A 22337-nucleotide genomic window follows, 5' to 3' on the forward strand; every position below is an offset into this window, starting at 1 on the left:
CAGGCGACCCGGCATTATAAATAAAAAACCCCCGCTCTGCAGGGCAGAAACGGGGGTTTCAAGAAAGAAGACCGACTTACCAGCCAGTTACTTCCTTCAGAGCCTTGCCAATTTCGGCCAGGCTACGCACGGTTTTAACGCCTGCGTCGTTCAGAGCGGCAAACTTCTCGTCTGCTGTACCCTTACCACCGGAGATGATCGCACCGGCGTGGCCCATACGCTTACCAGGAGGCGCAGTAACACCAGCGATGTAGGAAACCACCGGCTTGGTTACGTTTTCCTTGATGAACGCAGCGGCTTCTTCTTCAGCGGTACCGCCGATCTCACCGATCATTACGATGGCTTCGGTCTGCGGATCTTCCTGAAGCAGCTTCAGGATGTCGATGAAGTTGGAGCCCGGAATCGGGTCACCACCGATACCGATACAGGTCGACTGGCCGTAACCAAAGTCGGTGGTCTGCTTAACGGCTTCGTAAGTCAGGGTACCTGAACGAGACACGATACCGACTTTGCCCGGCTTGTGGATGCTGCCCGGCATGATGCCGATCTTGCATTCACCCGGAGTGATAACACCCGGGCAGTTGGGGCCGATCATGCGGACGCCCTTGCGATCGACGTACTCTTTCGCGTACAGCATGTCGATGGTCGGGATGCCTTCAGTGATGCACACGATCAGCTGAATGCCAGCGTCCGCGGCTTCAATGATGGCGTCCTTGCAGAACGGAGCCGGTACGTAGATGACAGTCGCCTCGGCGCCAGTCTTCTCGACCGCGTCACGAACGGTGTTAAACACCGGCAGACCCAGGTGCTCAGTGCCGCCCTTACCCGGGCTAACGCCACCAACCATCTTGGTGCCGTACTCAATGGCTTGCTCAGAGTGGAAGGTACCCTGTGCGCCGGTAAAGCCCTGGCAGATAACCTTGGTGTCTTTATTGATCAGGATGCTCATTATTTACCCCCTGCGGCTTTAACGACTTGCTCTGCGGCATCCGCCAGGCTGGTGGCGGCAATGATGTTCAGGCCACTGTCGGCGAGTACCTGAGTGCCCTTCTCGGCGTTGTTGCCTTCAAGGCGAACAACCACAGGAACCTTAACGCCCACGTCCTTAACCGCACCGATAATGCCTTCGGCAATCATGTCGCAACGTACGATACCGCCGAAGATGTTAACCAGAACGGCTTGTACGCTGTCGTCAGACAGGATGATTTTGAACGCTTCTGAAACGCGCTCTTTGGTAGCGCCGCCGCCAACGTCCAGGAAGTTGGCCGGCTGGCCGCCGGACAGCTTGATGATGTCCATGGTGCCCATGGCAAGGCCTGCGCCGTTAACCATGCAGCCGATGTTGCCTTCCAGCGCCACGTAGTTCAGTTCCCACTTGGCAGCTTCGGCTTCACGGGAATCTTCCTGGGAAGGATCGTGCATCTCGTGAATTTTCTTCTGACGGTACAGCGCGTTGCCGTCTACGCCAATCTTCGCGTCCAGGCAATGCAGGTCACCGGCCGGGGTGATAACCAGCGGGTTGATTTCCAGCAGCGCCAGGTCACGGTCTTCAAACAGCTTCGCCAGACCCATGAAGATCTTGGTGAACTGACCGATCTGTTTGCCTTCAAGACCCAGCTTGAAGGCCAGCTCGCGGCCCTGGTACGGCTGTGCGCCGACCAGCGGATCAACTTCGGCTTTCAGGATCTTTTCCGGAGTTTCTTCGGCAACCTGTTCGATCTCAACACCACCTTCGGTGGAGGCCATGAACACGATACGACGGGTACCACGATCCACAACCGCGCCCAGGTAAAGTTCCTGGTCGATGTCGGTCAGGGATTCAACCAGAATCTTGCTCACCGGCTGGCCGTTCTCGTCTGTCTGGTAAGTTACCAGGTTTTTGCCCAGCCACTTTTCAGCGAACTCACGGATTTCGTCTTTGCTCTTGACCAGCTTTACACCGCCGGCCTTACCACGGCCACCCGCGTGAACCTGTGCCTTGACAACCCATGCGTCACCACCAATTTCGGTGGCAGCCGCTACGGCTTCCTGAGGGGTATCGCAGGCAACGCCCTGAGATACTGGCAGGCCATATTCAGCGAAAAGCTGTTTGCCCTGATATTCATGCAAATTCATAGTTAATGTCCCGCTTCTTGATGGAGGATAACCACGTACGGAAATGAACCCGCGCAAGCCCCGCTCAGGGACTGCTGTTGCGAATTCGGTTTGGCGAGCCGGGGATCACCTCAGCTCGCCGTGAGCGCAACCGGAAGCCAGCCGTTTTTATGGCAGTGGGGCGCCGTCATTGGCGCCCCCGCTTCCTGGCTTGCGTTACTTCTTTTTGCGACGGTTGGCGACGTGAATCGCGCCACCGGCGACAGCCAGAGCTGCCTCATGCACAGACTCGGACAGAGTCGGGTGCGCAAAGCAGGTCAGCGCCAGATCTTCAGCGCTGGAACCAAACTCCATGGCGATTACGCCCTGGGCAACGATTTCCGAGGCCTGGGGACCAACAACGTGGAAACCGAGAATTCGGTCTGTTTTCGCATCAGCGATAATCTTGACCAGGCCAGACGCCGAGTTGGCAGCCATGGCACGACCGTTGGCAGCAAACGGGAAAGAACCGACATTGTACTCTTCGCCTTCGGCTTTGAGTTCTTCTTCGGTCTTACCAACCCACGCTACTTCCGGAGCCGTGTAAATCACGTTCGGGATGCAATCGTAGTTGACCTGCGGCTTGTGACCGGCGATCCGCTCGGCAACCATGACACCCTCTTCCGAAGCCTTGTGCGCCAGCATCGGACCACGAACCACGTCGCCGATAGCCCAAACGCCAGGCGCTTCGGTCTTGCAGCTGTCATCAACAAAGATGAAACCGCGCTCGTCCATCTGGACACCCGCGTCTTCAGACAGCAGGTTATCGGTGTACGGACGACGACCAACCGCGACAATCAGCTTGTCGAACTTGGCTTCGTGCTTACCCTTGGAATCTTCATAGGTAACGTTAACCAGCTTACGCTTAACCTCAGCTCCGGTCATGCGTGCGCCCATAACAATGTTCAATCCCTGCTTCTGGAACTGTTTCATTGCATCTTTGGCGACCTGCTGGTCAACCGCTGGCAGGAAAGTATCCTGAGCTTCCAGTACGGTTACTTCTGAACCCAGGCGTGCCCATACGCTACCCAGCTCAAGACCGATAACGCCAGCACCGATAACGCCCAGGCGCTTCGGTACTTCAGAGAATTCCAGTGCGCCCTCGGAATCAACGATGTTCTCACCGTCGAACGGAGCTGGCGGAATCTGAATCGGCTTGGAACCTGAAGCGAGGATTACGTTGTCGGCTTCGTAGGTCTTTGCGTTGCCATCCTTATCGGTGACTTCAACCTTGCGGTTGCAAGCAGCTTGCCGTGACCGTGGATCGACGTAACGCCATTGGCCTTGAACAGCCCGGCAATACCGCCGGTCAGCTGCTTCACGATGCCACCCTTGCGCTCCATCATCTTGCCGATGTCCATTTTGACATCTTTGGCGATGATGCCCTGCATCTCGTAATCGTGCGTGGTTTCCTCATACTTGTGAGAAATTTCCAGCAGCGCTTTCGAGGGAATGCAGCCGACGTTCAGGCAGGTACCGCCCAACACCTGGCTTTTGCCGTCCGTAGACGTCCAGGACTCTACACAGGCCGTCTTAAGACCCAACTGGGCAGCCTTGATGGCGGCAACGTAGCCGCCAGGACCTGCACCAATGACAATCACGTCATACTTATCAGACATATTTGATCCCGTTTTCTGATTCGTTAAGTGTCAGCTCAGACGTCCAGCAGAATACGCGCTGGGTCTTCAAGCATTTCCTTAATGGCGACAAGGAATTGTACCGCTTCCTTGCCATCGATCATGCGGTGGTCGTATGACAGCGCCAGATACATCATCGGCTGGATCTCGACCTTGCCGTTAACTGCCATCGGACGCTCCTGGATCTTGTGCATACCCAGGATAGCTGTCTGCGGCGGATTCAGGATCGGCGTAGAAATCAGCGAACCAAAGATACCGCCATTGGTGATGGTAAAGGTTCCGCCGGTCATGTCTTCGATGCCCAGCTTGCCATCTTTCGCCTTGGTGCCGTACTCGACAATCTTCTTCTCGATGTCAGCCAGACCCATCGCGTCGGAGTCACGCAGAACCGGAACAACCAGACCACGGTCGGTTGATACGGCGACGCCGATATCCTGATAGCCGTGGTACACCATGTCATTGCCATCGATGGAGGCATTCACTGCCGGGAAACGCTTCAGCGCTTCGGTCGCAGCTTTGGTGAAGAACGACATGAAGCCAAGCTTGATACCGTGACGCTTCACGAAGCTGTCCTGGTACTGCTTGCGCATTTCCATGATCGGCCCCATGTTCACCTCGTTAAAGGTGGTCAGCATGGCGGCGCTCTGCTGCGCATTCACCAGGCGCTTGGCAATGCTGGCACGCAAGCGGGTCATCGGTACGCGTTTTTCAGGACGCTCACCAGAAGCCACATTGACCTCAGGCATACCCGCAGCCGGTGCCGCTGCAGCAGCGCCGCCGGCCGGCTTGTTATCAATGTGACTCTGCACATCTTCCTTGGTGACCCGACCGTCTTTGCCAGTGCCTTTGACGGAGTTGGGGTCAACGTTGTTCTCATCAGCCAGCTTGCGAGCAGCCGGACTGAGGATGGCATCGCCAGAGGCAGCGGCTTCTTCTTTCGGAGCCTCCTCTTTGGGCGCTTCTTCTTTCTTGCCCTCGGCAGGCTTGGAGTCTCCGGCCGCGCCTTCCTTGAATTTTCCGATTACTTCACCGCTTTCCACGGTATCGCCTTCGCCCTTCAGCACTTCTTCGATCACACCGTCGGCGGGGGCAACGACTTCCAGGACGACCTTGTCGGTTTCAATATCGACAATCAGTTCGTCTCGTGAACAGGCTTCACCCGGCTGCTTGTGCCAGGTCGCAACGGTACCCTCTGCGACCGACTCCGGGAAAACGGGGGCTTTAATCTCAGTTGACATTACAGATCCTTAGTTCGGTAGCTCGTCAGATTTCAAACGCGTCGTTTACCAGCTTCTTCTGCTCTTCAATGTGCACAGACATGTGCCCACAAGCGGGAGCAGCGGAAGCATCGCGACCGGCATACTGGAGGTACAGCTTTGGGTTCAGGCGCTGGAGCGCATTTCTCATATGATGCTGGCTCGGGTACCAGGCACCCTGGTTCATCGGCTCTTCCTGGCACCAGACCACGTTTTTCAACTTGGGATACTTGGCCAGCATAGCGTCCAGATCGTCACCCGGGAACGGGTAAAGCTGCTCGATTCGGAAGATCGCGACGTCATCGCGCTCTTCCGCCTTCTTCTTCTCGAGAAGATCGAAGTAAACCTTACCGCTGCACATGATCAGGCGCGTCACTTTCTTCGGATCAGACGGCTCTTTCTCTGGCAGAACAGTCTGGAAGGTACCTGAAGTCAGGTCATCCAAATCGGAAGTCGCTTCCTTATGACGCAGCAAACTCTTTGGCGTAATAGCAACCAGCGGCTTACGCAGCGGACGCTTCACCTGACGACGCAGCATGTGGAATACCTGCGAAGGCGTTGTCGGCACACACACCTGAATGTTGTGCTCGGCACTCAACTGCAGGAATCGCTCCAGGCGGGCCGAGCTGTGCTCCGGACCCTGGCCCTCGTAACCGTGAGGCAGCAACAGTGTAAGACCGCACAGACGGCCCCACTTGTGCTCACCGCTGGTCAGGAACTGGTCGATAACCACCTGGGCGCCGTTGGCGAAATCGCCAAACTGAGCTTCCCAGACAATCAAACCACTGGGCGCGGTGGTCGCGTAGCCGTATTCAAACGCCATGACCGCTTCTTCAGACAGCAGCGAGTCATAGATTTCAAATAGCGGCTGATCGTCAGACAGCTGCTCCAGGGCAATGTGCGTTGCGCCATCTTTCTGGTTGTGCAGTACGGCGTGACGGTGGGAGAAAGTTCCCCGGCCGACGTCCTGACCGGTGATCCGGATCGGATGCCCTTCGTCGAGCAACGTCGCGTAGGCCATGACTTCGCCGTAGCCCCAGTTAATGGGTAGTGCGCCGGCGGTCATCTTCTCGCGGTCGCTGACAATCTTGGAAACCTGGCGCTGAACACTGAAACCTTCCGGCACGGATGTCAGCTTCTTGCCCAGCTTCTGAATGGTTTTCAGAGCAACACTGGACTTACACTTTGCTGTCCACTCATGGCCAAGGTACGGCGTCCAGTCAACGTAGAGCTCCTTGTTGGGCTCCTTGACCAGGGATTTGACCACGTGCTCACCGTCATCCAGTGCGTCACGGTAGTCATTCTCCATCTGCTTGCCTTCTTCTTCGGTGATGACACCCTCGGCAATCAGTTTTTCGGCGTACAGGTTACGCGTGGTCTTCAGCTTACGGATCTTCTCGTACATCTGCGGCTGGGTAGCTGCAGGCTCGTCGGCTTCGTTGTGCCCACGGCGACGGTAGCAGACCAAATCAATGACCACGTCGTTCTTGAATTCATTACGGTAGTCCATCGCCATTTGGGTGGCGAACATGACCGCTTCAGGGTCATCCGCATTCACGTGCAGAATCGGCGCCTGAACCATCTTGGCGACATCGGTGCAGTACTCGGTGGAGCGAGCATCTTCCTGCTTGCTGGTGGTGAAGCCCACCTGGTTGTTGATCACGATGTGGATGGTGCCACCCACGCCGTAACCGCGGGTCTGGGACATCTGGAATGTCTCCATGACCACGCCCTGCCCGGCAAACGCTGCGTCACCGTGCATGATAATCGGAACACACTGGGTTCCGTCGGGATCGTTCCGGCGGGTTTGACGGGCACGAACAGAGCCCTCAACGACCGGCGATACGATTTCCAGATGCGACGGGTTGAACGCCATTGCCAGGTGCACTTCGCCACCAGACGTCATAACGTTTGAGGAGAAGCCCTGGTGGTACTTAACGTCGCCTGACCCGGAATCTGCAAGCTTCTTGCCTTCGAACTCGTCAAAAAGCTCTTTCGGGTTCTTGCCAAGGGTGTTAACCAGAACGTTCAGGCGGCCACGGTGTGCCATTCCCAGAACAATTTCCTTGGCGCCGTAGGAACCGGCGCGCTGAATCAGCTCGTCGAGACACGGGATCAGCGCTTCACCGCCTTCGAGACCAAAGCGCTTCACACCCGGATACCGGGAACCCAGGTATTTTTCCAGGCCTTCAGCGGCAGTCAGACGTTCGAGGAGATGCTTGCGGGTCTTTGCTTCGTAGTCCGGGCGGGACCGTACTGGTTCCATGCGCTGCTGGAACCACCGCTTGATGCGGGTATCGACGATGTGCATGTACTCGGCACCAATACTTTCGCAATAGGTGCGGCGCAGACCATCGATGATATCTCCGAGCTTCATGGTCTCGGAGCCAAAATTCAGGGAGCCAGTCTGGAACTCCAGATCGTTGTCGGAGTCTGAAAGCTCGTGAAACGCGGGATCAAGATCTTCTACCTTGGCTCGCTGCCAGACGCCCAGCGGATCGAGCTTCGCTTCCTGATGACCACGGAAACGGTACGTGTTAATCAGCTGTAGAACGCGAATCTGCTTCTTGTCGGCATCGCTGGTGGCACTGGCGGGGACGCCTCCACTGGCAAGAAAGCGCTGATTACGGGAAATGTGTTCAAACTGTTCGCGGATAGAAGAGTGTGCAACGTCACGGCCATGAGAGCCATCGACGCTGGGAAGCTTGTCAAAATAACTACGCCACTCTTCGGGAACGGCATTGGGGTCTGTCAGGTAGGTTTCAAAAAGCTGTTCAACGTAGGCCAGATTTCCACCCTGCAAGTGGGAAGTCTGCCATAACTGCTCCATGATGCTTTCGTGCATTTTGAATAGCTCACCTTGGCTGGTGCGGGGGAGCGCAATATGGTCGGCCAGGGGTCATTCTTAGTCAATACGGGTTTTTACGGGATCGACTTTGGCCGCCACACTCGACGTGGATGTTTTCCATTCCCCGGTGGTTTTTGTACTCAGCAATCCGTGCATCAACTTTATAAGCTTCAGTCACGGCTTGGGTAGTGTGCACCCGAGTAAGACTTTTGACTATAAGCCATTGGTTGAAGGCCCCGCGTCTTTGCGGGGCCTTCAGGGTGCCTAACCTAGTCAGGACAGTATAGTGTCTGATGCAGATCCTGCTGCTTATGAAGCTCGCTGCAGCAGGAGGTTCCGAATGTGGCCGATTGCCCTTGTGGGGTTCAGGCCTTTCGGGCAGACACTTACACAGTTCATGATACCCCGGCAGCGGAAAACACTGAACGGGTCATCAAGATTTTCCAGACGCTCTGCCTGTGCGGTATCCCGGGCTATCCGCCAGGAATCGGTACGCCTGGAGCAGACCGGCCGGACCAATGAACTTGTCCGGGTTCCACCAGAACGACGGGCAGGAAGTGGAGCAGCAGGCACAGAGAATACACTCGTACAGGCCGTCCAGCTTCTGCCGATCTTCTGGCGACTGCAGGCGCTCAATGGCGGGTGCAGGATTATCGTTGACCAGGTACGGCATAACCTTCTCGTACTGCTTGTAGAAAAGGCTCATGTCGACAACCAGGTCACGAATGACCGGCAGACCGGGCAGCGGGCGCAGCACCAGCTTGTTGTTCTTAACAACCTGGGACAGCGGCGTGATGCAGGCCAGACCATTTTTCCCGTTCATGTTCATGCCGTCGGAGCCACAGACCCCTTCACGGCAAGAACGACGGTAGGACATCGACGCATCCCGCTCCTTGATGAGGTTCAGAACATCAAGGACCATCAGGTCTTTGCCTTCCGGAATCTCGACTTCAACGTCTTGCATGTAAGGCGCGTTGTCGGCTTCCGGGTTGTAACGATAAAGGCTTACTAACATCTTTGGCACTCCCCTTTAGTAAGTCCGAATCTTCGGCTCAAACGTGTCCACGGTTTTCGGCGCGAAGTTCACCGCGCGCTTTCCGACACGCTTGTCAGCCGGAAAGTACATGGAATGCTTCAGCCAGTTTTCGTCATCACGCTCGGTGAAATCGTTACGGGCGTGAGCACCACGGCTTTCTTTGCGCTCAAAGGCAGAAATCGCGGTAGCCAGTGCAACCTCATACAGGTTATCAAGCTCCAGCGCTTCGATCCGCGCGGTGTTGAAAGCATTACTGGTATCTGCCAGCTTGGTGTTGCGAACACGCTCACCGATGGCTTCCAGCTTCTTCAGACCTTCTTCCATGCTACTGCCATCGCGGAATACACCGAAATAGAGCTGCATGCAGCTTTGCAGGTCTTTACGAACGTCCGCTACGCTTTCGCCCTCGGAAGCACCGTCCAGACGATCAAGGCGAGCCATGGCACGCTTGATGTCTTCTTCGCTGGCGCCGTCGACTTCAAAACCACCGCGCAGCTGCTCTTCGATGTGCAGGCCGGCAGCCCGACCGAAGACAACCAGGTCCAGCAGAGAGTTACCACCCAGACGGTTAGCACCGTGTACAGATACACAAGCGGCTTCGCCACAGGCGAACAGACCAGCAATCGGCTTGTCGTTGCCGTTTTCATCCTGGGTCAGCGCCTGACCACCAACGTTAGTCGGAATACCACCCATCATGTAGTGACAGGTCGGAACCACTGGGATCGGCTCTTTGACCGGATCCACGTGTGCGAAGGTGCGAGACAGCTCGCAGATACCCGGCAGACGCAGGTTCAGAGTTTCTTCACCCAGATGGTCGAGCTTCAGCAGGACGTGATCCTTCTCAGGACCGCAACCGCGGCCTTCAAGAATCTCGATAACCATGGCCCGGGCTACAACGTCACGACCAGCGAGGTCTTTAGCGTTCGGAGCGTAACGCTCCATGAACCGCTCGCCTTCGGAGTTGATGAGGTAACCACCCTCACCGCGGCAACCCTCGGTAACCAGGGTACCCGCACCGTGGATACCGGTCGGGTGGAACTGCCACATTTCCATGTCCTGCATCGGGAAACCGGCGCGCAGAGCCATGCCAATACCGTCGCCGGTATTGATCAATGCGTTGGTTGTCGACGAGTAGATACGACCAGCGCCGCCGGTGGCAAGCACGGTAGCTTTACACTTGATGTAGGCAACTTCACCGGTTTCGATCTCGATGGCGACTACGCCAACCACTTCGTCTTTGCTGTTCTTGACCAGATCTACCGCGTACCACTCATTAAGGAACGTGGTACCGCCCTTCAGGTTAGCCTGGTACAGGGTGTGCAGCAGCGCGTGACCGGTACGGTCGGCTGCGGCGCAGGTACGGGCTGCCTGGGTCGGGTTATCCGGGCCCTTGGACTGGCCACCGAACGGGCGCTGATAGATACGGCCTTGCTCGGTACGGGAGAAAGGCAGACCCATGTGCTCCAGCTCGAAAACGGCCTGGGGGCCAACCGAGCACATGTACTCAACCGCGTCCTGATCGGCGATGTAGTCGGAACCTTTCACCGTGTCATACATGTGCCAGCGCCAATCATCGTTGGGGTCAGCACTTGCGATTGCGCAGGTGATACCACCCTGGGCAGACACAGTATGCGACCGAGTCGGGAATACCTTGGTGATACACGCGGTATTTACACCGGACTCCGTCAGTTGCAGCGCAGCCCGCATACCGGAACCACCGCCGCCAATTACAATCGCATCAAAAGACATGGTCTTTATGTTAGACATCGATTAAAGCCCCCAAATAATCTGAATACCCCAGACCACATAAACAAAGATTGCCAGGACGGTGATTGCCTGAAACAGCATGCGCTGTCCTGCGGATTTAATGTAGTCGGTCGAAATGGTCCAAAGCCCTACCCAGGCGTGACCACCGATGGACAACAATGTCAGCAGAGTAAAGATCCGGAACCACGCTTGATCAAAAAGCGCTGACCAGGACTGATAATCTACGTCGGTGGTGACAAAGAAGCCGAGCAGGAACAAGGTGTACAACGCCAATACGTAGGCAGAGACACGCTGGATGATCCAATCCTGGATACCGTTACGGCCGATGTTCGTTACGCTGTTCATGCCCATACCCAAACTCCTGCCAGAACGATGAGGATAACGGAAACCACAATCGTGATCTTCGAGGCGAGACGGCCGCTTTCCAGTTCTTCACCAATGCCCATGTCCATGAGCAGGTGCTTGATACCGGCAACCAAGTGTACAGCAGAGCAGACAAAATGCCCCAGGTAATCAGCTTTGCAAGGAAGCTGTCCAGCAGTTCACTAACGCGGCTGAAGCCCTCTTCCCCAGACAGGGAAAGCTGAAGACCATAAAGCATGAACGCAACACCAACAAAAAGGATGATGCCGCTGATGCGGTGCAGAATGGACGTAATGGCTGGCAGCGGAAAATGAAACTTGCCGAGATCGAGATTTACTGGTCGTTTGCTATTCACAGCGCTCTCACACTCTCTCTTTATTCCACAGTTCCGGAAACCCGGTTGCGGATGGTTGGTATGTAAGGATCGGCATTCGATACGAGACCGACACGCGATTGGCTCAGGAGGGAGAAAAGCTCCCTTGTCCCGGTCACTATTCGACTCTGGAGCAAGGAATATCCCCAATTCCGGGCTACGGATTATAAGGAGTACCCTAATTAATTACAAACGCGCAACTCCGTGCACAGCCCGGAATTCATGGGCTTGAGACCGCTATAAGGCCTATTGACAAAACCTATTCGGCGCGCATTTCACCATTGTGTGGGATATCCCTGATTTACAGAACCAGCGAAAAAAGGGCTTTTCCGGACTCTTTCATTGACAAAAAAAGCCAACGCCCTATATTTTGCCGCCAGTTTTGCGATAATACGCGCCTTCTAGCGCATCTAAAAATGTAGATATAGCTGACAAGCTGACATATAGGAGAGCACCATGACCGACAGGAAAGCCACGCTCTCGGTGGGTGATAAGTCCATTGAGTTACCGGTATATTCCGGCACCGTCGGCCCTGACGTTATCGACGTACGAGGCCTAGTCCAGGAAGGCGTTTTCACTTACGACCCAGGCTTTGTATCCACGGCGGCCTGCGAATCAGCCATTACCTACATTGATGGCGCAAAAGGCGTCCTCCTGCACCGGGGCTACCCTATTGAGCAGCTTGCAGAGCACTCCGATTACCTCGAGGTGTGCTACCTGCTCCTGAAAGGTGAACTGCCGACCGCGGAAGAGAACAAGCGGTTCCACGACACCATCAAGAACCACACCATGCTGCACGACCAGATGCGCAACTTCTTCCAGGCTTCCGCCGTGACGCGCATCCGATGGCTATTATGTGTGGCGTTGTTGGCGCCCTGTCTGCCTTCTATCACGACCAGATGGACGTGACCGACGAGCATCAGCGTGAAATCACCGCGCACCGCCTGATCGCGAAGATGCCGACTATCGCAGCCTGGTGCTACAAGTACAGCATTGGTCAGCCGTTCATGTATCCGCGCAACGACCTGTCCTACTCCGAGAACTTCCTGCAGATGATGTTTGGCGTTCCTTGCGAGGAGTACAAGCCGAACCCGATCCTGGCGAAGGCCATGGACAAGATCTTCATTCTGCACGCCGATCATGAGCAGAACGCCTCAACCTCCACGGTTCGGCTGGCCGGCTCTACCGGCGCCAACCCTTACGCCTGCATTGCCTCTGGCATTGCTGCGCTGTGGGGCCCGGCACACGGCGGTGCTAACGAAGCGGTTCTGGACATGCTGGCCGAGATCGGTGACGAGTCCAACATTGAGAAGTTCATCGCCAAGGCCAAGGATAAAGACGATCCATTCCGCCTGATGGGCTTTGGCCACCGCGTTTACAAGAACTTCGACCCGCGCGCCAAGGTTATGGCAAAAACCGCGCACGAAGTACTGAGCGAGCTTGGCCTGGAAAACGATCCGCTGCTGCGCATCGCACAGCGTCTCGAGAAGATCGCCCTGGAAGACGAATACTTCGTTCAGCGTAAGCTGTACCCGAACGTCGACTTCTACTCTGGCCTGATCCTGAAGGCCATCGGCATTCCGACCTCTATGTTCACGGTTATCTTCGCCATGTCGCGCACCATTGGCTGGTTCTCCCACTGGAACGAAATGGTCAGTGGCGACTACCGTATTGGCCGTCCGCGCCAGCTGTACACCGGTTCCGACTCTCGGGACTATCCGGCAAAGTAACGCTGGAATGAGCGTCCACCACGACGCTACACAGGAAAAGGCCGCTAACTTTAGCGGCCTTTTTTTTGCGCTACCGGCGGCTGGCCTGTCTTTGAATCGGGAGGAATCGCCGAGCCTGTGATACCGTTTAGCACAGCGGCTTAAAATCAGACCACTTGAACCAACAACAACACTGGAAATCCAGGAGACAATCGCTATGACAACTACCGTCAGCTTTATCGGACTGGGCGTAATGGGCTACCCAATGGCTGGACACCTGGCAAAAGCCGGGCTCAATGTCAGAGTGTGGAACCGCACCTCGGAAAAAACCAAACAATGGGCTCAGGAATACTCAGGAACCCCCTGTCAGACTATCGCTGAGGCCGTGGACGGTGCCGATTTTGTTATGACCTGCGTTGGCGCCGACAAGGATCTGGTTGAAGTTTTCGAAGGCGACAACGGCATCATCGCCAACGCCCCCAAAAATGCCATTTTGGTGGACCACACCACCGCTTCCGCCGGAATTGCCGAGCAGTTGGCCGCATCCGCCAGCCAAAACGGTCAGGGCTTTATCGATGCGCCAGTTTCAGGCGGCCAACAAGGTGCCGAGAAAGGCCAGCTAACCATTATGTGCGGCGGCTCAGACGCGGATTTCAGCAAAGCCAAGCCGATTCTTGAACTTTACGCCCGCGCTCTGAACCTCATGGGCCCTGCAGGCAGCGGCCAAAAAACCAAAATGGTCAATCAAATTGCAATCGCCGGACTGGTCCAGGGCCTGTCCGAGGCCCTGCACTTTGCAGAGAAAGCCGAACTGGACGTCCAAAAGGTAGTGGATGTCATTTCAAAGGGGGCAGCTCAATCCTGGCAGATGGAAAACCGCTCCGGAACCATGATTGCCGGGGAATTCGACCACGGCTTTGCGGTCGACTGGATGCGCAAGGATCTGGGCATCTGCCTGGCAGAAGCCAACAAGGTGAATGCCTCGCTGCCGGTCACGGCCCTGGTGGATCAGTTCTATGGTGACGTTCAAGCCATGGGCGGACGCCGATGGGACACCTCCTCTCTGATCCAGAGACTGCGCAAACTGCGCTGAGACAGTTTCTGAAATCAACACGCAAAAAAAGGGGGCCCAAGCCCCCTTTTCTTTTTGATACCAGTTAATCAGACCGGCAGGTACTGCCTACTTTTCTTTCGGCTGCCATTTACCCTTCACGTACCAGGCAGACCAGCCCGTCGCCTTTCCGTCCTTTTCGGACATGACGTACTGCTCCTTGGACTTCCTGCTGTAGCGAATGACCGTAGGATTGCCCTCCGGGTCCGCCTCTGGCGCCTTCATCAGGAACTCGTACTTGGGGTCAATCTCGTCGCGATGCGGCTTGATCTCCTTGACCAGCGGCGGCCGCGTTTCCCGATTCTTGGGAAATTTGCTCGCAGCCAGGAACAACCCGGAAGCACCGTCACGCAGCACATAAGTGTCATCCACTTTCTGGCACTGCAGCTCCGGCATTGGTACCGGATCCATTTTGGGCGGCGCGGGCTCTCCACTTTTCAATAACTTACGAGTATTTTTGCAAGTATCACTTGTACAACCGAAATACTTACCAAAACGCCCGGTCTTGAGCTGCATCTCAGAACCGCACTTGTCGCACTCCAGGGTCGGGCCATCATAACCCTTGATGCGGAAAGTACCCTGCTCGACCTCGAAGCCAGAACAATCCGGATTGTTGCCACACACATGCAGCTTCCGGGTTTCGTCAATCAGATAACTGTCCATCGCGGTACCGCACTTGGCACAGCGGCGCTTTTTACGCAGCAGCCGGGTTTCGCCCTCGCCCTCAACATCTTCGTCAGCGCTGACCACCTCATCCCCTGAGGTCAGGTTGATAGTGGTTTTGCAACGCTCCTTGGGCGGCAGCGAGTAGCCGGAACAACCCAGGAAAACCCCTGTGCTGGCAACCCGGATCTGCATGTTGCGGGAACAGGTCGGGCAAGGAATATCGGTCTCCGTTGGCACGTTCGCACGCATGCCACCGTCTTCGGTGCTCTCGCGGTTTCCAGCTGTTGCCGGAATTTGCCGTAAAAATCATTGAGCACTTTTTTCCACTCAACATCACCTTCGGCAATCTCGTCCAGCTCGCCCTCCATCCGGGCGGTAAAGTCAAAATCCATCAGGTTCGGGAACGACTCCGACAAACGCTCGGTAACAATCTCACCCATCTTTTCAGCGTAGAACCGACGGTTCTGCAGCCGGACATAGCCACGATCCTGAATGGTGGAAATGATCGATGCGTAGGTCGAGGGCCGGCCTATACCCTGCTTCTCCAGCTCTTTGACCAGGCTGGCCTCGGTGTAACGCGGCGAAGGCTTTGTGAAGTGCTGGCTCGGATCCAGCTTCTTCAGGTCGAGAACCTCGTCTACCTTGATATCCGGCAACGCCACGTCTTCGTCTTTTTTGGACGACTGAGGAGCAGCTTTCAGAAAACCGTCAAACTTGATGATCCGGCCCCGGGTACGGAGCTCATAATCGCCGTTAGCGACCACAATGGAGGTGCTGAGGAACTCGGCATCCGCCATCTGACAGGCAATGAACTGACGCCAGATCAGGTCGTAGAGCTTCTCCGCATCCTTTTCGAGACCACTGATATCGGCCGGACGACGGCTAACCTCGGTAGGACGAATCGCCTCGTGCGCTTCCTGGGCGCCTTCCTTGCTGCCGTAGATCCGCTGCTTCTCAGGCAGGTAACGTTCACCGAACTGCTTCTGGATGAACTCCCGGCAGCCAGCCACCGCGTCCTGACTCAGGTTGGTGGAGTCGGTACGCATATAGGTAATGAAACCCGCCTCGTACAGCCTCTGAGCCAGCATCATGGTTTTCTTGACGCTGAAGCCCATGCGGTTACTGGCCGCCTGCTGTAGGGTTGAGGTAATAAACGGCGCCGACGGCCGCGACTTGGTCGGCTTGTCTTCGCGCTTGGCAACCTTGAAGCTGCCCGATTCCAGCCGGGCAACATGGTCATTGCTCTGCTGCTCGTTTACCGGCCGATAAGGCTTGTCGTCGTATCGGGTTACTTCAAATCGCACAGGCTCAGACTTGCCGGGTGCCAGATCAGCGTGCAACTGCCAGAATTCTTCCGGCACAAACTTCCGGATCTCACGCTCACGCTCGACAATCAGTCGAACCGCAACCGATTGGACCCTGCCAGCGGAAAGACCCCGGGCAAGCTTGGCCCACAACAGGGGCGAGACCATGTAGCCCACGACACGGTCGAGAAAACGACGGGCCTGCTGGGCATTAACGCGGTTGTTATCGAGCGCACCCGGGTCCTTGAACGCATCCTGAATGGCTCGCTTGGTGATCTCGTTAAAGACAACACGACGGTATTTGTCTGGCTCACCACCAATGGTCTGCTGCAGGTGCCAGGCGATGGCCTCTCCCTCGCGATCCAAATCCGTTGCGAGATAGATGTGGTCGGCAGATTTGGCCAGCCGCTTCAGCTCGCTGACCACCTTCTCTTTACCGGGCAACACCTCATAGCGGGCGTCCCAGTTCTTGTCAGGATCGACACCCATACGGGCGACCAGCTGCTCACGGGCCTTACGCTTCTTGTGCGCAGCTTTTTCTTCCGGAGCCATTTTTCGGGTTGCCGCCGCTTGGCGGGCCCGCTCTTTGGGATCGGATTGGGACCCACTGCCACTTACGGGAAGATCACGGATGTGCCCGACGCTCGACTTAACAATAAAGTCCGAGCCCAGGTATTTGTTGATGGTCTTCGCTTTCGCAGGTGACTCGACAATTACGAGACTTTTACCCATATCGGAGATCTGTATCCTTGGCGATAAATCGGTCAATTCGTCAGCAAACCGTAAACTCGCTGCAAAATCAGTCGGCTAGATAAAACAAAATTGCCGCTATTCTGTGTAAGCCCTCTGTTTTACAGGGTCAAGAATAGCAAGACAACCCATTATTTCACTTACACCCTGCTTTTCCCCGAGCTATAAATAGAAAGGCCCGGCGTGGTGCCGGGCCTTTCTGGAACGCTCTAGCTCAACGTATTGAGCGGATTAGAGGCGTTCCCACACTGTTGCGATGCCCTGCCCCAGACCGATACACATGGTGGAAACACCAAGCTTACCGCCTTTGGCCTGCATGACATTCAACAGGGTTGTGGAGATTCGCGCACCGGAACAGCCCAGCGGATGGCCCAGGGCAATCGCACCACCGTTCAGGTTCACTTTCTCTTCCATAACGCCCAGCAGCTTCAGGTCTTTCAGAACCGGCAGAGACTGACCCGCAAACGCTTCGTTCAGTTCCCAGAAGTCGATGTCTTCGACTTTCAGGCCTGCGCGCTTCAGGGCCTTCTTGGTAGCCGGAACCGGACCGTAGCCCATGATCGCAGGATCACAGCCGGCAACTGCCATGCTGCGAATGCGAGCCATCGGCTTCAGGCCCAGGGCTTCGGCACGCTCTGCGGACATCAGCACCATGGCAGCAGCGCCATCGGTCAACTGTGATGAAGTACCTGCAGTCACGGTGCCGTTCTTCGGATCAAACGCTGGACGCAACTGACCCAGGGACTCAGCCGTGGTCTCCGGACGGATGGTTTCGTCGTGCTCGATCAGCACCTTGAAGCCATTCTCGTCGTGACCTTCGATCGGCACGATTTCGTTCTTGAAGCGGCTTCAACAGTCGCTTCATGGGCCAGGCGGTGAGACCGGGCACCGAACTCGTCCTGCTGTCCGCGGGTAATGCCGTGCATCTTGGCCAGCATTTCAGCAGTCAGGCCCATCATGTTCGAGGCCTTGGCTGAGTACTTGGACGCCGCCGGGTTGTGGTCGAAGCCTTCTGTCATGGGTACGTGCCCCATGTGCTCAACACCACCTACCAGGAACATATCGCCGTTGCCAGTCTGGATAGCCTGGGCTGCGGTATGAATGGCGGACATGGCCGAGCCGCACAAGCGGTTTACGGTCTGGGCTGCAGATTCATGAGGAACACGGGTCAGCAGGGAAATCTGCCGAGCCACGTTAAAGCCCTGTTCCTTGGTCTGGTTTACACAGCCCCAGATCACATCTTCTACTTCTTTCGGGTCAAGCTTCGGGTTGCGCTCAAACAGTGCTTCGATCAGCGCAGCTGACAAAGTCTCGGCGCGCACGTTTCTAAAGCAACCGTTCTTGGCACGACCCATCGGAGTCCGCACGCAATCGACGACGACAACGTCTCTCGGATTAAGGCTCATAGATCTGTCTCCGTTCGGAAATCTCGTTCAGGGTTAACCAAAGAACTTTTCGCCAGTCTTGGCCATTTCACGCAGCTTCTCGGTCGGGCGATAAAGAGCACCGAGATCTGCATACTTGTCTGCCAGCTCGACGAATGCGTCTACACCCATATCGTCGATATAGCGCAGGGCACCACCACGGAACGGCGGGAAACCGATACCGAAGATCAGGCCCATATCCGCATCGGCCGGATCTTCAACGATGCCATCTTCCAGGCAACGAACAGTTTCCAGGCACAACGGGATCATCATCCGGGCAATGATGTCTTCTTCATCAAAGTCTTTCTTACCCTGAACAACAGGCTCAATCAGCTTGTAGGTTTCCTCGTCTACAACCTTCTTGGGCTTGCCCTTCTTGTCGGTTTCATACTTGTAGAAACCTTTGTCATTCTTTTGACCGTAGCGGTTGTTCTCGAACATGACGTCGATGGCGGACTTGTTCTCGTCCTTCATCCGGTCCGGGAAGCCTTCAGCCATAACTTCATTGGCGTGCTTGGCAGTATCCATGCCGACTACGTCGAGCAGGTAGGCAGGACCCATCGGCCAGCCAAACTTCTCCATGACCTTGTCGACTTTCTGGAAGTCGGCACCGTCACGGACCAGACCAGCAAAGCCACCGAAGTACGGGAACAGTACCCGGTTAACCAGGAAGCCTGGGCAGTCGTTCACTACGATCGGAGTCTTGCCCATGGCCTTGGCGTAGGCAACGGTGGTCGCGATAGCGCGATCACTGGTCTTCTCGCCACGGATTACCTCAACCAGCGGCATCATGTGCACCGGGTTGAAGAAGTGCATGCCACAGAAGTTTTCCGGACGCTTCAGGTTCTTGGCCAGAAGGTCGATGGAAATAGTGGAGGTGTTGGACGTCAGGATTGTATCGTCGCGAACCGCATCTTCGGTTTCACGCAGTACAGCGTCTTTTACCTTCGGGTTCTCAACGACAGCTTCAACAACCAGGTCTACGCTTTTGAAATCACCGTAGTTAAGGGTTGGCGTAATGCTGTTGAGAACGTCCGCCATCTTGCTGGCGTCCATCTTGCCTTTGGCTACTCGCTTGGCCAGCAGCTTCTTGGCTTCTTCCAGGCCGAGCTTGATGCCGTCCTGGTTGATGTCTTTCATGACGATCGGGGTGCCCTTGAGCGCAGACTGGAACGCTACGCCGCCACCCATGATGCCAGCGCCCAGCACGGCCGCCAGGTTGACGTCACTGGCTTCTTTTTCCCAAGCCTTGGCTTTCTTCTTCAGCTCCTGATCGTTCAGGAACAAACCAACCAGGCAGGCTGCCACGTTGGTCTTGGCCATCTTGGCAAAGCCCTTGGCTTCAACTTCAATGGCTTTGTCACGGGTCAGGCCAGCGTGCTTCTGCATCACCTTGATGGCTTCAACCGGCGCCGGGTAGTTCTTGCCGGCTTTGCCAGCAACGAAGGCTTTGGAGATCTCGAAGGCCATCATGCTTTCCATGGCGTTCAGCTTGATCTTGCCCTTCTTCTCTTCGCGACGGGCCAGGTTATCCAGCTTGCCCTCGTTGCACTGATTGATGATGCCAACAGCGGCCGCAACCAGCTTGTCGGATTCAACCACGGCATCAACTGCACCTACTTTCAGGGCGGCATCGGCACGGTTCTCGGTACCACCACTGATCCACTCAACGGCATTATCAACACCGACCAGACGAGACAGACGCACGGTACCGCCAAAGCCCGGGAAAATACCCAGTTTCACTTCAGGCAGACCAACCTTGGCCTTCTTGTCGATTACCCGGTAGTCCGTGGCCAGACACATTTCAAAACCACCACCCAGCGCCATGCCATTGATGGCGGTCACAGTCGGGAATGGCAAGTCTTCAACGGCGTTAAATACTTCGTTGGCCTTCAGGTTGTTGGCTACCAGATCCTCTTCCGAACCAGCAAACAGCTCGGTGAATTCGGTAATGTCGGCACCAACAATAAAGCTGTCTTTGGAACTGGTTATGACCAGACCCTTCAGATTCTTTTGCGCTTTAATTGCGTCAGTTGCGGCACCCAGTTCTTCGATAGTGAGACGGTTGAACTTGTTGACTGACTCGCCCTGCAAGTCGAAGTTCAACTGAGCGATCCCGCCTTCGATCTCTTTAACCGTGATGGCTTTACCTTCGTAAATCATCAACTGATCTCCAGTCTGTGTTAGGAACTGCTTCCAGCCATCGACACGCTGTGGTGCGATGACTGTTTGTGCAGCGAGATTTCGGTCACTGCCCGATCATTCGATCCAAAATTCATACAGTCGTTTGAATCGCGAGGGCACACGATGAAAAAAAAACGGGCGTTTGTCAATTTGTTTCTTGCGGCGGATCTGAAAAGTGGGCGCTAGCCACAGACTCCGAAACGCTAACCCCCGGATTTGATACTTGTTTACAGTTACCGCCATTGCAGCGGCCAAAACCGCTTGATTGGCCAGCGAAGTTACTTTAACTTCGACCTTCGACTTTAGTCCACAATAATAAAACAGCATTACGGAGACTCATCCGATGGAAGACACCCGCCTGAGAGTTCGCTCCCTGGTAGCCGCACTGATTCTGCTCACTTTGACCTCTCTGGGTGCCCGCGCCCAGGAAACAGCGGGAGGGTTTCTGTCAGAACTGCACGAATTCCGCGTCAACAACTACATGGCCCTGGACGCCTATTACCGGTTCAGCGGTAATGGCGACACTGACACCCTCAATGAGATCGTGATCGGCATCAACGCGGCCAACGATGCGATGAACACCATTATAAAAAGCACCACCGGTGTGCTCTCGACCGAACAGATCGAAGGCCTGAATCAGGAGTTCGACCAGTTCAAGGCGCTGATGCGTAGCAATATCAATGACGTTCGCAAGACCGGCTACCCTGACCTGCGCCTGGTATCCGATATGGCCAACCAGGCACTTGCCATGAACAACATGGCAACTGACCTTTATATGGCTGCACAGGAAAGCGCCCAAACCGAGACTAACCCGAGGGTTGAAGCGGCCCGGTCAGCAGCAGTCAAGATGGCCCAGATGATGGCCAAGTACTCAGTACGCACCAATTCGCAGGTGGCCCAGACCTTTCAGGGCTCCGCTACTGAAAAGCCACTGGACGAGCAGGCCCGCGAGTTCGACCAGTTGCTGGCTACCGTCATGCGTGGTGACTCAGGTAGCGAACTGAAAGAGATCATGAGTGACATTTCGTCCAAGTGGGAATTCATTCGTGGCTCTTACATCAACTACAACGAAAAAAACGTCGGGTTCGTGATCGACCGATACTCAAAGGGCATTCTCAAAGGCCTGGCAACCACTATCACCCTGTTGCAAGGTAACGCCTGAGCCCTTCCTTCTGAAGCTGGCAGACACCCGGTCCGCCAGCTTCCTGAATTTCCTACCCTTCATTGATGTGCATCAGTTACCAACTACACTGTTCGGATCAGAATAGAGCTACTATTCTGAACTTATGTCCGGCATGAAGGAGTGATGCAATGTCCGCTTACAGCAAGATGCTTGTTGCTATCGATCTGACCGAAGAGGCCCCGCAGGTCCTGAACAAGGCCAAGGCAGTCTGTGAGTCCCACGGCGCTGAGTTGTTACTGATTCACGTGGTAGAACCGGTCGGATACGCCTATGGCGGTGACATCCCTATGGATCTGACGGAATTGCAGGATCAACTCGACAAGGCTGCTCACGACCAGCTTGCAGGCTATGGCGACCAGTACGACATACCGAAAGCCAATCAGGTGGTCACCGTTGGCCGTCCGGAATCGGAGATTCACCGCCTCGCCAAGGAACACGAAGTGGACTTGATCATCGTAGGCAGCCACGGCAGGAAGGGGTTCCAGCTTTTGCTGGGCTCTACCGCCAATGGGGTTTTGCACGGCACCGAATGCGATGTGTTGGCGGTAAGAATCAACTAGGATCAGGAACTGAAAGTCATCAACCCCATCAGT

At 55.6% G+C, this 22337-nt stretch carries 10 protein-coding genes and 6 pseudogenes; 4 read left to right on the top strand and 12 right to left on the bottom strand.

Annotation, left to right across the window (positions count from 1 at the left end):
* Positions 1 to 76: 76 nt before the first annotated feature.
* The 9 genes and pseudogenes from sucD to sdhC form a co-directional block, all read right to left on the bottom strand.
* Positions 77 to 949 carry a succinate--CoA ligase subunit alpha gene (gene sucD, locus AU14_RS02745; protein ID WP_041338717.1) on the bottom strand — a complete coding sequence of 291 codons (873 nt, stop codon included), beginning with the start codon at positions 947 to 949 and terminating at the stop codon, positions 77 to 79.
* On the bottom strand, positions 949 to 2115 hold the full coding sequence (sucC, locus tag AU14_RS02750; protein WP_041338720.1) for an ADP-forming succinate--CoA ligase subunit beta: 1167 nt from the start codon (positions 2113 to 2115) through the stop codon (positions 949 to 951). Before sucC ends, sucD begins: the two co-directional genes overlap by 1 nt.
* A gap of 195 nt (positions 2116 to 2310) precedes the next feature.
* Positions 2311 to 3752 (bottom strand): annotated as a pseudogene (lpdA, locus tag AU14_RS02755) (dihydrolipoyl dehydrogenase).
* A gap of 35 nt (positions 3753 to 3787) precedes the next feature.
* Positions 3788 to 5008 (bottom strand): 2-oxoglutarate dehydrogenase complex dihydrolipoyllysine-residue succinyltransferase, encoded by a 1221-nt coding sequence (odhB, locus tag AU14_RS02760; RefSeq protein WP_041338723.1) that lies wholly within the window; start codon positions 5006 to 5008, stop codon positions 3788 to 3790.
* Positions 5009 to 5033: 25 nt separating this feature from the next.
* Positions 5034 to 7871: a 2-oxoglutarate dehydrogenase E1 component gene (locus tag AU14_RS02765; protein ID WP_041338725.1), complete on the bottom strand. Its 2838-nt coding sequence runs from the start codon at positions 7869 to 7871 to the stop codon at positions 5034 to 5036.
* Positions 7872 to 8183: 312 nt separating this feature from the next.
* Positions 8184 to 8889 (bottom strand): annotated as a pseudogene (locus tag AU14_RS02770) (succinate dehydrogenase iron-sulfur subunit).
* 15 nt (positions 8890 to 8904) lie between these two features.
* The gene (sdhA, locus tag AU14_RS02775) at positions 8905 to 10677 is read right to left on the bottom strand and encodes a succinate dehydrogenase flavoprotein subunit (RefSeq protein WP_041338728.1); all 1773 of its coding nucleotides are present in this window, start codon (positions 10675 to 10677) and stop codon (positions 8905 to 8907) included.
* A 3-nt stretch (positions 10678 to 10680) separates the two neighbouring features.
* The gene (gene sdhD, locus AU14_RS02780; RefSeq protein WP_041338731.1) at positions 10681 to 11028 is read right to left on the bottom strand and encodes a succinate dehydrogenase, hydrophobic membrane anchor protein; all 348 of its coding nucleotides are present in this window, start codon (positions 11026 to 11028) and stop codon (positions 10681 to 10683) included.
* A pseudogene (gene sdhC, locus AU14_RS02785) lies at positions 11019 to 11395 on the bottom strand (succinate dehydrogenase, cytochrome b556 subunit). Before sdhC ends, sdhD begins: the two are co-directional and overlap by 10 nt.
* Before the next feature lie 474 nt (positions 11396 to 11869).
* On the opposite strand from sdhC, the pseudogene gltA reads away from it, so the two are divergent.
* A pseudogene (gene gltA, locus AU14_RS02790) lies at positions 11870 to 13143 on the top strand (citrate synthase).
* A 196-nt stretch (positions 13144 to 13339) separates the two neighbouring features.
* Positions 13340 to 14215, top strand: coding sequence for an NAD(P)-dependent oxidoreductase (locus AU14_RS02795; RefSeq protein ID WP_041338733.1), 876 nt, complete (start codon positions 13340 to 13342; stop codon positions 14213 to 14215).
* Positions 14216 to 14302: 87 nt separating this feature from the next.
* On the opposite strand, the pseudogene topA reads toward AU14_RS02795, so the two are convergent.
* The 3 genes and pseudogenes from topA to fadB all read right to left on the bottom strand — a co-directional run bounded on the left by topA (position 14303) and on the right by fadB (position 20540).
* Positions 14303 to 16935 (bottom strand): annotated as a pseudogene (topA, locus tag AU14_RS02800) (type I DNA topoisomerase).
* Between the two features lie 249 nt (positions 16936 to 17184).
* Positions 17185 to 18359 (bottom strand): annotated as a pseudogene (gene fadA, locus AU14_RS02805) (acetyl-CoA C-acyltransferase FadA).
* Positions 18360 to 18392: 33 nt separating this feature from the next.
* The gene (fadB, locus tag AU14_RS02810; RefSeq protein ID WP_041338737.1) at positions 18393 to 20540 is read right to left on the bottom strand and encodes a fatty acid oxidation complex subunit alpha FadB; all 2148 of its coding nucleotides are present in this window, start codon (positions 20538 to 20540) and stop codon (positions 18393 to 18395) included.
* A 364-nt stretch (positions 20541 to 20904) separates the two neighbouring features.
* On the opposite strand from fadB, the gene AU14_RS02820 reads away from it, so the two are divergent.
* The gene (locus AU14_RS02820) at positions 20905 to 21723 is read left to right on the top strand and encodes a hypothetical protein (protein WP_041338743.1); all 819 of its coding nucleotides are present in this window, start codon (positions 20905 to 20907) and stop codon (positions 21721 to 21723) included.
* Positions 21724 to 21872: 149 nt separating this feature from the next.
* On the top strand, positions 21873 to 22304 hold the full coding sequence (locus AU14_RS02825; RefSeq protein WP_041338745.1) for a universal stress protein: 432 nt from the start codon (positions 21873 to 21875) through the stop codon (positions 22302 to 22304).
* Positions 22305 to 22337 lie beyond the last annotated feature (33 nt).

Origin of the sequence: Marinobacter similis, assembly GCF_000830985.1 — a bacterium.
GTDB lineage: Bacteria > Pseudomonadota > Gammaproteobacteria > Pseudomonadales > Oleiphilaceae > Marinobacter > Marinobacter similis.

What these genes read in the sequence shown, in the direction of transcription:
- odhB (WP_041338723.1), bottom strand. Translation starts at nt 5,008, where the DNA reads ATGTCAACTGAGATTAAAGCCCCCGTTTTCCCGGAGTCGGTCGCAGAG.
- AU14_RS02820 (WP_041338743.1), top strand. Translation starts at nt 20,905, where the DNA reads ATGGAAGACACCCGCCTGAGAGTTCGCTCCCTGGTAGCCGCACTGATT.
- sdhD (WP_041338731.1), bottom strand. Translation starts at nt 11,028, where the DNA reads ATGGGCATGAACAGCGTAACGAACATCGGCCGTAACGGTATCCAGGAT.
- sucC (WP_041338720.1), bottom strand. Translation starts at nt 2,115, where the DNA reads ATGAATTTGCATGAATATCAGGGCAAACAGCTTTTCGCTGAATATGGC.
- AU14_RS02765 (WP_041338725.1), bottom strand. Translation starts at nt 7,871, where the DNA reads ATGCACGAAAGCATCATGGAGCAGTTATGGCAGACTTCCCACTTGCAG.
- sdhA (WP_041338728.1), bottom strand. Translation starts at nt 10,677, where the DNA reads ATGTCTAACATAAAGACCATGTCTTTTGATGCGATTGTAATTGGCGGC.
- AU14_RS02825 (WP_041338745.1), top strand. Translation starts at nt 21,873, where the DNA reads ATGTCCGCTTACAGCAAGATGCTTGTTGCTATCGATCTGACCGAAGAG.
- AU14_RS02795 (WP_041338733.1), top strand. Translation starts at nt 13,340, where the DNA reads ATGACAACTACCGTCAGCTTTATCGGACTGGGCGTAATGGGCTACCCA.
- fadB (WP_041338737.1), bottom strand. Translation starts at nt 20,540, where the DNA reads ATGATTTACGAAGGTAAAGCCATCACGGTTAAAGAGATCGAAGGCGGG.
- sucD (WP_041338717.1), bottom strand. Translation starts at nt 949, where the DNA reads ATGAGCATCCTGATCAATAAAGACACCAAGGTTATCTGCCAGGGCTTT.